Consider the following 11,816-nt stretch of genomic DNA (forward strand, 5'->3'; position numbering starts at 1 on the left):
TCCCCACCGCTCATGCGAGCGGTGACATGGTATCACGCTCTCTGTTCCAGGGCTTGTACTGTTTCAATCCACACCGCTCATGCGAGCGGTGACCCTCGAAGGCCAGGATAATCCGGATACCGGTCCGTTTCAATCCACACCGCTCATGCGAGCGGTGACCTTTTTTAGGATAAAACCCAGCAGGACGAGCACGGGTTTCAATCCACACCGCTCATGCGAGCGGTGACCTCCGCCGCGTGTCTAGATGAGCTGGTAGAACAGACGTTTCAATCCACACCGCTCATGCGAGCGGTGACCAAATGGTTTTTGTGTTTGGTGGGACGCCAGAGACGTTTCAATCCACACCGCTCATGCGAGCGGTGACCTTAAAAATAGCGCGACTCGTCGCGGGCATAACGTTGTTTCAATCCACACCGCTCATGCGAGCGGTGACCTGCAAAACTGCACAAAAAAATTCCCTTGCGTACAGTTTTGCTCTGCGGAGTGCACAAGTTTCTTCTGTGCACTCTAAAGTACATAGTTTATTATACAGACAAAACACCACAAAATCAATCCTTTTTTGGTGCGAAGCGTCCGGGTTTTTGATGTTCGCTTGCCTTTCGCACCGAGAGATTGAGCATGTCCGGAGGCGTGTAACGCCTGCCCGCTTTCGCCGTCGCGTCTGCCCCGAGTGAGATGCCGCCGTTGTTTGGTAGATATGTCGCCTACCTGAGGGTTGCTCATGTGATGGTAAATTTTTACATATCTCAACAATTCTTCACACAGACGGCCTCCGGGTTGTGCCGGAGGCCGTCTGTGCGTATGAGGAGCAAGCAGGAGGGCGCCTTGTGCGCCTCCGTCGATGAAATCATAGACCAATGCGGTCTTTGGCCACAGGTCGGGATGCTAACTGATGGCCCCGGTGCGTGTCAGGGAGAAGTCGTCAAAGGTGAGCCAGGCGTCGCCGCCTCGGGTGTTCTTGAGACCCACTCTTGCGGTGCCGTTGGTGACGGGCACGTCGGCCAGCTCGACGCGGATCCATGACAGATAGCCATCCAATTGGGTGACAGACTGCGCGTGCCGCTGGTCTCCTGTCTCTAGGAAAAGCTCCAGCACACCGCTGCTTCCGTACTTGTCCCCCTCAAGCCAGCAGGTCAGCGTATAGGTCCCCGGCGTCAGGTTGTTCACCGTCTGATATGTCTCGCCCTCGGAATTGTTTGCACCGCTGCTGTAGTAGTTCACCATGTAAGAACCGTCATGCGCCTCCGACGCCCGGTTTGTCCGGGTGGCGCTGCCGCCGTAAGTCCAGACGCCGGTGCTCTCAAAGCTCGGATTCGCCAGCAGGTTGACGAGTACAGGCGTCACCGTGACGGTTACCTGGGCTCGCAACGACGTCTCGGCTACAGTGCCATCGATCGTGAATGTGCCCGGTTCGGCCAGCAGCGCCGCATCGTAGACATTCCATGTCACGGCGACCTCCCGCCGACCGCCGTCGGCGTACAGCGCAGCGACGGTCGCCGGCAGCACGGGTACGGCGCCCTGTTCGACACTGACGGCAGCCTCCGCCAGGGAGATCACGATGTCACTGTCCCCCGGGAAGAGACGGTTCCATGTGGCAAGCGAGGGCAGCGCGCGGCCCGCGAAATCAAAGTAGGCCTGGTTCGCCATGACAATGTTGGTGGTGCCGGCGGCCCAGCCGGAACCCATCCGCGGCGTGGGTATCCACGCCGGTTCCCAATAAAATACGCCGAGGCCCTTGTTTTCTGGAAGCTTTGCGACTACCTGTGACACCGCGCGAAGCTCGTCGGCCTGCCCCTGCGGAGAAACGGGATAGTCGTGCCCATAGCTGCGCGCTGTGTTCAGCGCCGACTGGTTGAATGTGTTGCCGAGTCGCGGGCCGCCGCCTGCCCCGCCTGGATACGGCGAGGTGCCGTCCATCGTGAAACCCCAGCCCGTCTCAGCAATAACAACGTCCTTGCCAAACTCGGTGGTCATCGCCGTGAGAGTCGCCGTGATGTCCGCTACCGAGCGGTGCCAGTAGGGATAGAAGGAAGCGCCCATTATGTCGTAATCCACGTTGTTGCGCTGTAACATAGTCGCCCGGCTCCGGTAGAGACTGGTGTTGTGACCGTCGGCCAGGTGATACATGACCTTGACGCGCTTATCCGGATCGCCGTTGTTCGGATCCACATCGCGCACCGCGCGGATGCCCGCCTTGACCAGCGCGACATGACTTATCTCATTGCTCGACGACCCCGTGGGCCGGCCGGCCGTGATGCCGCCCCAGGTTCCGTCCGGCCTCATCTCAGAGTACATGAAGCCGCCGTTTGTCTCATTGCCAATCTGAACCATCTCCGGCAGGCAGCCCGCGTCCGCAAACGCCTGGAGCGTCTCTCTCGTGAAATCATATACCGCGTCGCACAGACCGCTCAGCGTGGGGATCTCCGTCCAGTCGGTCGGTTTGATCTGCCGGCCCGGGTCCGCCCAGGTGTCGCTGTAGTGGAAATTGAGCAGCACCTTGAGGCCGAGCGCGTGGGCCTTCTTTGCGATGATGAGGTCCACCTCCCGGTCGTTGAGACCGCCGGCACCGTGGCTTGGGGGCGCCTTGGAGACATCATTCCAAAGCCGCAGGCGAATCCAGTTGGTTCCGTGTTTTTTCATGATTGCCAGCGCATTCGAGATCTCGTCGCCCTCGATCAGCTTTCGGGCGTCCATATCGAAATATTCTCCGCCGGCCTGGACGATCGTCCAGAGGCTTGAGACGTCCATACCCCGGATAAAATCATCCTCGCGGTCCTTCAGTTCGGAGATCGGCGTCACAGAGATGGGCGCCTGAAAGGCTGCATACCGCTCCAAGTCTACATATGTGTGGAGCACCTGGGCCTCCGCGGTGAGCGGCGCCAAGCTCTCCGCGTCCCACGCGAAGGCCCTGACCTTGCTGCCCAGCACAACATCCGACGCCTGCAAGACGACCTCGCCGGACGATTTGGGACCGACTTCAGCGATCTGCGGCTGGACGTCGAGCAAACGCCACGCGGCGTCGTACACCGCCAGCAGGCACGCCACCCGGGCGACTTCGGCTGTCTCGTTGCGCACTGTGTAGACGGCCGTGTCCTCCGCGCCGCTTCGCACGAGTGAAACGGCGGCGGTGACAACGGGCTCCGGCGCCACCGTGACACGGGCCTCCACGGCGCTCATGTTGCCGGTACCCTCCGCGACGCCGATCACCGTAAAGGCACCCACGTCATCATAGGCCGCCGCCGGCACATCCTCCCAGAGAACCGGCACGTCGGTGGCCGCACCCATCGCGATGTCGAGGTTCCGAACGGTGGCGGGCAGCGCCGGCGCGCGCCCCGGATAGGTCGTCACATGGACGCCGCTCTCCACAACATTTGTCGCGAAGGCGTCTTTGAAGACTTTCATCGAAGCGTACGGCTGCCGGTTGGTCCCCGAGTTCACGAAGTTGACGGGGCCGTACTGTCCCTGACCCGAACCCGCCCATGTCCAGATGCCCTGGCCGACGTTGTTCGGCACATTGTTGATGATGGTCATGATGCCGATGAGGTCTTCGCCCTGCGACTGGACACTCGCCGTGAAGCCGGTCGGGTGATTGGGGTCGCCGGTCGTCTGCCCCGTGAGCCGCGGGGAGCACTCGGAGATGTTGAGCTTTGTATGGGGCAGATATCGATTGATCTCCACCAGATTGCGCTCAAGCTGTGCATAGGAACCGTGCCAGTCCGGATAATAGGAGATGCCGATGCGGTCCGCATAACTGCCCATCGCATCCAGACGTTTCGTAATCTGTGTGATGAACTCCATGACCCGAGGGAACTGGTCCCGCTCGGGGATAGGCACTTTGTTGTTGCCTTCCACCACATTGAACGCGCAGTGGATTTCCGTCTCGATGGCGACCTCATACTCCGCCTCGACCGCGCGGATCGCCTTGATCCCCGCGTCGACCAGACGCGCGAGGCGCGCGAAAGAGTCCAGATACTGCTGGTACTGCTCCGGCGTCACTTCATCCTCGTGCCAGTATTTCCAGATGATACCGCCGCCGAACTCATCCAGATATCCAGTCCCCGACGGGTTGCTGGCACCGTTGATGTCCCGCCACTCCTTGCCCCACATCATGCCGTTTGTGATCTCGTTGCCGATGGCTACGATGGTGGGCGCCGTGCCCTGTTTCACAAGATCGGAGATCGTCTTGTGGGTGAAATCATACGTGGCTTTCACCAGCTCGTCAAACGAGAGGGCGTTCCATGCCGCCGGCTTGGGCTGGTGCTGTGGGTCCGCCCAGGTGTCGGCATAATGGAAATCGATCGCGAGTTCGAGACCGGACCCCGTGACATAGGGCGCCAGCTTCAGCGTGTTCTCCGGGCTGCAGTTTGTGGCCGCGCTGCTCGTTGGCGAATTCCAGATACGCAGACGGTTGACCGACCAACCCAGATCCTTCGCAAGACCAAAGATGTTGTTTCCCGTAGCGGGGTCGGAGGTATTCAACACACCGCCCCGATACCCGGGCGCCGGCGGGTTGTTGTTTGCGTTGTAATCGTAACTATTACCGTTGTTGCTGCCGAGTTCCGACATATCGGACCCGTTTTTCAGATCGCCGCGCAGGTAGTTTATCACCGCAAACTCCCGGATCCCGAGTCGCTGGCCGCCGGTGAACGTCACTTTGAGATAACGAAGACCCGCGTATGTAAACAGATCCGTAAAACCGCCGGCCGGCCGTGTGTTGCCCGTGCGGTCCGACAAAACAGCCCAATGTTCGCCGTCCGACGAGCCCTCCAAACAGTACCGATAAACCGCGTCCGCGTCCGTAAAGACGATCTCCGTCTTACGCACGGCGTCATAGGTCCCGCCCAGGTCGATCAGAAACCATGTCTCCGTATCGTCCGCCGACGGCGCCCAGAGGGTCGATTCCTCGCCGTCGACGGCCAGCGCCGCCGTCTCCGAATGACTGCTCGCGCTCGGGGCGACCCAATACTTACCCGCGATGTTGCTCTCCGCGGGCGTATAGCTGGCGGTCCCGCTCAAGGCCCGGGCCGGCGACGCCGGCGACCAGAAAGCCGTCAACATCACAGCCGCCAGAAACAGGGCCAGCATCCGCCTCCCGGCGCCTTCGACAAATGATTTTTGCATATTTTTCACTTCGGACACCTCTCATTTCTCCTTTTCAACTTCAACTGGATTTTCTCTTTTCGCCGCGTCTGACAAATCCGCGCCCGGCGGCGCGGCGGGGCCGCAATGTCTCCGTTTTGGGAACCGGGCCGTCTGCACAAACGCAGGGTGTCTCTCGCAGTTCCGCGCGCGGCACAGCGCCAAGACACTGCGAGAGACGCCCCACCCCCGCTGGCAACAAACTCGGCCTGCACACCAAATCCGCCGCCACACACCCGCGCGGAGCATTGTTTCGGTGAATAAGAAATTGCCGTTCACTGGGTCTGTATGAACAAGAAGTCATCAAAATGGTACCAAGACCCCTGGTTGTTGGAGGCTCTGACGCCGATCTCCACCACGGCGTTCACTGGGATGGGAATATCCTGAATCGTCGGATGGAACCAGTCGCCCCAAACGGTGACAGTGATCGGCGCCGTCGCGTATTCCTCTCCATTGATATTGACGTACAGCTCCACTACACCACTGGCCGCGTTGGTCACGCCCTCCACCCAGCAGGACAGTGTATACGTTCCGGGCAGCGAGCCCGCAAAGGACTGTGCCGCGCGGCCGGTGAGCACGCCGGCGCCAGGCTGGGAATAGTTGATGTACCCGGGGTTTGGGCCATGCGAATTGCTGCTGCTGCTCGCTCTGCTCATGGGCGCTGTGAACGTCCACCCTGCCGCCGCTTCAAGGTCGGGATTTTGTATCAGGTTGACGCCGCGCACCGTTACGATGGCTCTGGCACGTGTCTGGGTGCCCGCCACTGTCCCCAAGATGGCAAAGGTCCCCACGCGATTCGCCATGTCGGCGTCATAGAGATCCCACACCACAGGGATGCGTTCCGTCGCCGTGGCATAGTCCGTATACCATACCGTCACCGCATCGGGCAGCGCGAGTGCGCCGCCGGCCTCTATGTCGACTGTCACGTCGTAGATACCAAACACTTTAAACGCCGCCATCTCGCATAGCGGCCGATGTGTCGCCGGCTCCCACAGGTAGCTTTGATACATGTGGTCCGGATTGTAACGCTCCAGACGCAAACTGCCTCTGACCACCTCCCCGACCGGTACGGCGGCTGTCTCGCTGAGCACTTCCGTCAGACGCCCGTTTTCGTCATAGGCCGCGAAGATATGCGTCGCTGAGAGGCTGTTTGACGAGACGTTCCTCGCCGCATAACCAGCTGTCAGCACGTCTTGTTCTTTCACAATGCGCAACGCACTTACAGATGTGGTCTCGGCATTCGGGTCATAGACCGGCCACGGCGGGTCCGGGTCCGTAAGCGTCAGAGATACATCGTCGATGAGCAGGCGCTGCCCGGCCTCCGCATGGGCGTAGAACCCCACGGTCAGCCGTCCGTTTGTCACATGGATATCCCGTATGGTGACGGGGCGCCACAGTTCGGAGGCGTCGTCGGGCTGCTGCGGCACCCGGCCGGATGCCAGCAGGTCCTCCACAATCGTCTCCGCCCCGTAGTTTTCTACATAGGCGGTCCATACGCGAGGCTCTCCCGTTGCTTCCGCATCCCTCTTGACCCAGGCGCTGAACGTGTACAAACCGCTTGGGAGTCCTCTCACCGTCTGATACAGCGAAGCGGAATACGCCGATGCCCCGGCAAACACGGCGCACCTGTTGTCCGAGCCGTGCGCGCCGCCTTCATCGTCCGTGGTCTCCTCCACATAGCTGGCCGCCCTGTCGATGCCTGTCAATTTTTCCCAGCCCTCCGGATCGCTCTCACGGGCGTCGTCTTGATCCGTACGTTCGACCGCGAAGCTGGGATTTTGCAGCGCATTTCTCTGTCCGAAAACATCTGCGCCGGCGGCACTGTCCCCATACAGTTCCCATGTGGCGACGCCGCCGTGACCTACATTCAACAGTTTCACATACCGCACATCCGGTGCAAAGACGTCACACAGAGCCGTTTGCCCGTCCGAGCAGCCTTCCGCAGCCTTCTGCCAACGGACACCGTCCACGGATGTAAGCAGCAGGAATTCGTGCGCCGCCACCTCCTCCCAGACGATTCTTGCACCCGCAATGTCATACGGACTTTCCAGCGTCACAGACAGAGACCTTCCGTCCGCATCCGGACGCCAAGCGGTAGCGGGGTCGTCGTCATTGGCGTAAAACGCCGCATATCCGTTCCATGTGGCGCTGTCTGTCGTCAATGTTTTGCCAAGCACAAGGTCCCTCGCGTCGCGGCCGTATACGTCGAACATGCTAAACGACATCGGGAATTCGCCCCAGCCGCTCGTGAGCCGCACATAACGCGCGCAGATGGGACTTGGCCATTCATCCACCGTATTGATCAGCGCCGCCGTGTTTCGGAATTTGTTGAGAATCGTCAGCCATGTCCTGTTGTCGCTCGAAACCTCAATCTGATACGGATAGGCGTAGGAGCGCTCCCACATGATGTTGATACTCGCGACCGACCGGTATCCTCCGAGATCGAGAACCCACCGATTCCCCTCCTCCGCGTTGGAAGCCGTCGCGTATCGATTGGGATCTCCGTCGCAGCCGTTGCTGGCTTCCGAGGCGCCCATCGCGTCCGCTTCCCACCAGGCCGTCCCTCTGATCACATTGACATCCCCGACAGAAGGCGCCGTCTGACCCAAAATATGGACTTCCGCCACGGCAAACGGCGCTGCACTGCCTGCCGTGAACACGATTTTGATGTACCGCCCCACTTTGGATTCACTGAGCGAATAGGCAAAGACGGATTCCTGTTCAGACAATGTGTTGTATGTCTTGTCTATCCAATTTTTCCAAATTATGCCATCATCGGAACAGAGTACCTGATACTGATAGGCCGAGGGCTCCGCCCACAAGATGTCCAGTTTGGACAGGTTGTAGCGATTTTTCAAATCAACCATCCAATACTCGCCGGCGGCGGCGCTGTCCGCGGTCCAAACGGTTTCATCATGGCCGTCGCTGGCCCTGGCCGCATGCCCGCTGCTGGCCGAGACAATTCCTCCGGTGGCAAGGCAATCGTCCGTCGGGTTTGGATACGGCTCGTCCAGGTAGCCGAGATCATCGGCGCCGGCCAGTTTTGTCGGCGCTGCGGTACCGATTTCCAATACATTGGACGCGGTCAGCCCGTCTGCCGTCGCCTGTACGGTGACGCGATCGTTCACCGTGCGCCCGGCCACCAGCCACACGGCAACCTGGCCGCCCCGCGGCGTCACAGTGACGGAGTTGTACCCGCGCGACCCGGGCTCGACGCTCGCGTCCCCGCCCAGCAGCAGCGCGCTGCCGCCCGTCACACGCACAGTGACTGTCGTTGCGTTCTTTGTCGGCGCGCCGAAGGACATGGCGGTGTCGACCAGGCCGCTGTCCGTTTTGATCTCGCCGTTTGTATCCAGCAGATCGACGTAGACGAGCCTTTTGTCTCCGCCGTCCGCGACCAACGGCCGCACCCGGTCGCCGGACTGCCACCTCAGACGCAGGGACTTTGCCGCCGCAGGCGTCTTTACGGTGTAACGCGCCCTCTCGACGCCGCCCATGTACCCGACCGCGGTGACAGTCGGATACTCGGCAAGGCCGATGTCGGCGAACGTGAACGGAGGGTGTTTCGTGGCTCTCACCGCAGTGCTCGGCACATACCCATTGCGGCCTCCCGCCGGAGGCAAGAGCGTGTCAGGCCCCCGCCGCTCCGCGATGACGCGGCCTTCGCCGTCCTGCAATTCGATCTGCTCGCAGTTAGAATACACGGGCACGTCGGTCGCTACATTGTTTGTCATGTCCGTATCGAATCGACGCGTCGCAATATACACCATCGGCCCCTGATGGACATCGTCCAGTCCGGTGAACGTCACATCGGGATCTCGCTGGCTCTGCGCGTAATAGTAGGCGTATTTTGGGATGCGGTAATAATCGACCATGCCGCACGCCGTCGGCGCATTGCCGCTGGCCGGAGCGTTGCCGCCCGGACTGACGGGCAAATCGGGATCTGTGACGCCAAAGCCGGAATAATCCTGCCACACCCAGTAAAACGCATAATCGGCCCTCGAATTCAGTGCACTGTCCAACGCGTTCTGATAATTCGCCACTGCCTGTCTCAACTTGCTCTCTCTCGAATCCCAGCGCAATCTGCGCGTCGTAGAGGCATAGCCGCCGTACTGCCAGTCTCCGAATTCATAGGTGACATACGGCTTAACCGCGGAGGAATTGTACCGCACATCATAATCGTCCGTGTTGCCGGTGGTGAGCATTTGGTACGTCGGGAACTCGGCCTTGGCCGAGGCGACCACCGTGGACGCGATCGGCAGTGAAGATTCATTGGGGAATAGCTCCCATGTCACAATCGAGGGATGGTTACGTCCGCGCCGGATCAACTCCAAAGCTTCCTGCCGCATGCTGAGGCCGAAGGTCTCGTAACTGCTGCTGGTCACGCTCGGGTAATACTGCCAACCCGTCAGCGGCGCTTGTACCATCACGCCGTACTCGTCGCACGCCTCGTAAAAGGCCTCCTGGTAGGGATAATGCGCCGCCCGGATGAAGTCAAATCCCGCATCCTTGATCATCCGGATTTCATCTCTGACAGCATCCTCTGGCACGGCAAAGCCGACCATGCCAACCTCCTGATGCGTATTCGTGCCAAGCCCCTCAAAAGGCTGCCCGTTGACCGTCATCTTGCTGCTTCCCGTTTCATTTACATCCCTAAAGACGACCGTTCTAAACCCTGTCTTTGTGCTGTATTCATCTACGACCATATGATCGACGCTAACGACAGCTTTGACGGTATACAAGTTTGGACTGTAAGGGTGCCAAAGCCTGGCGCCCATGATGACGCCGGTCTGCGTAAACTGATAGTCTTCACCCGCGTTTAGAATCCGTGTCCCGGCAGAGCCGCTGAACACGACGTTTCCGCTTGCGTCAAGAACCAAATTGTCGACCGTCACCGTCTGAGCAGCCGTGCTGTCGTTTTGGACATGTGTCCCCACCCAAAATTTGACGTCGCCCACAAAATCCGTCGGCACGCCGTTTTCATTGTCAGTGTGCGCAATGTTGCTGATCCCTATGTTCGGGTCGGAGAGATTCTCTGGATCCGTGCGCACAAAGAGACCCCCGCTCGCCACCTTATTGGCGTGGATGGGGTCCGTCACGTGAACGGGATCGGTGACAATCAGCGCGGCACTCCTGTACAAGCCGCCGAAATAACGAAAATCGCGATTGGGCGCCCCCGGCGCCCAGTTCACATTGTAACTTGTATCGATTTTGACGGCAATCACATTGGTTGTTCCCTCGCCGTAGTTGAGCTTCGATTCCGTGATGTCGAATACAAAATCCATAAAGCCGCCGCTGTGAACGCCGTCCGGATTGTTTGTCAGACCGCCGTCATAAGGCGTTTTCCCATTGACAACAGCGCCGTTTATGAACACCTTGGCCGTCTGCATAGCGGCGCCGAATCGAACAAAAATCCGCTTCTCTCTGGCGGATTCCGGCAGATTGAATGTCTTTCGATACCAGGCGATGTTTTTGTAATCCACGATGTTGTCATACGTAACATATTCTATGCTGTGCGGCAGAGAGACCCTATACCATTTGGATCCACTGTCATCGTACGCTTCCATGCCCGGCGTATCGTCGCCGGCTTCCCCGCCGCGCCAAAACCGCCAGCCGCCGTTGAAATTGACCTCTTGTCTTGTCGCCGATGGTTCTTCATCCTCATTTGCATTCGCCGCCATAGGAAAGCCCGGGACGCACATGACCGCCGTCAAAAGAATGGCGCACATTTTTTTGATATGACCCTTCATAGCTGTCTCCTCTCCCAGCAAAACCCCGCGTCCATTGCTATACAAAGCAAATTTTTAGTCTGTGCGTTGGAAGGGCGGCCGTCTCCCCCCTCCGGAGGAGGGAGACGGCCGCGAAGTCAATGTCACACAGGCAACAGACCGGCTGCCGTGTCACACAGGGGCTCATACGCCTCATCCCAGGCGAAGACCTGATAGTCGTATCCTGCGTAGTCCGCCGGAATTGTTTCTTCAAAGACCATACTGCCATTTGGCTCGATGCTGAAGTTCCGGGTCGCGGTAGACGCCAGTTTGCCGTCCGGGCCGTAGAAGGCCACAATCGCAACCCCCTTGATGAACTCGTCGGGACTGTTGTACAGCGTCACGCGCAGGGCGCTGCCTTGTACCGCCGCCCTCAGAGCGACGACGGCGTCTTCCCAGGTGGCGAAGAGCTCGATGTTCGTACCGGCCACGGTCAACGTCGCCCCGGCCTCATAGGAGGTGCCGTTCCCGTCACTCCGTGTGTTCCACTCTTTGAAGCGCTTGCCCGCCGGCGGCGTCAGCGCGGCCGCGGCCGGCAGCGTCACCACGGCCCCCGCAAAATACGCCTCCGTCGGCAAGCTGCCTTCGCCGCCATTCGCGTGATAGATGACCTGCCGGAGCGTCAGATCCGCGCCCCAGGTCTCAAACTTGACGATCCGCATCCGGCCCATCGTCGCGTTGTACGGCGTTGCATTCTCCATGCCCACGCGCACGCGCGTCGACGTCACCGCGTCAAATGTGACCCTCGTCTCCGCGTTCGAAGCCGCCGCGAAGCTCACCTCTTGACGCTCCGCGTCCACCCACGCGAATCCGTCCCAGTACTGCACGTTCAGCGCGCTCGGAATCTTGTTGTTCGTGTCCGCCGTGAAGTACAGACTCACCTGATCAAACGTCTGCTCCGCCGGCCAG

3 protein-coding genes and 1 CRISPR repeat array are annotated in these 11,816 nt (G+C 59.8%); all 3 genes read right to left on the reverse strand.

The genetic code is table 11. From position 1 onward, the window contains the following. Window positions 1-434: a CRISPR direct-repeat array (repeat unit 34 nt; unit sequence GTTTCAATCCACACCGCTCATGCGAGCGGTGACC). A 451-nt stretch (window positions 435-885) separates the two neighbouring features. Then, window positions 886-5,139: a glycosyl hydrolase 53 family protein gene (locus LBK75_07820; protein MDR1158198.1), complete on the reverse strand. Its 4,254-nt coding sequence runs from the start codon at window positions 5,137-5,139 to the stop codon at window positions 886-888. A gap of 275 nt (window positions 5,140-5,414) precedes the next feature. Beyond that, window positions 5,415-10,889 (reverse strand): discoidin domain-containing protein, encoded by a 5,475-nt coding sequence (locus tag LBK75_07825; GenBank protein ID MDR1158199.1) that lies wholly within the window; start codon window positions 10,887-10,889, stop codon window positions 5,415-5,417. A 122-nt stretch (window positions 10,890-11,011) separates the two neighbouring features. Beyond that, the coding region (locus tag LBK75_07830; GenBank protein MDR1158200.1) for an InlB B-repeat-containing protein at window positions 11,012-11,816 on the reverse strand (805 nt) is incomplete at its 5' end.

It is taken from the genome of Oscillospiraceae bacterium, from assembly GCA_031265355.1.
GTDB lineage: Bacteria > Bacillota > Clostridia > Oscillospirales > UBA929 > JAIRTA01.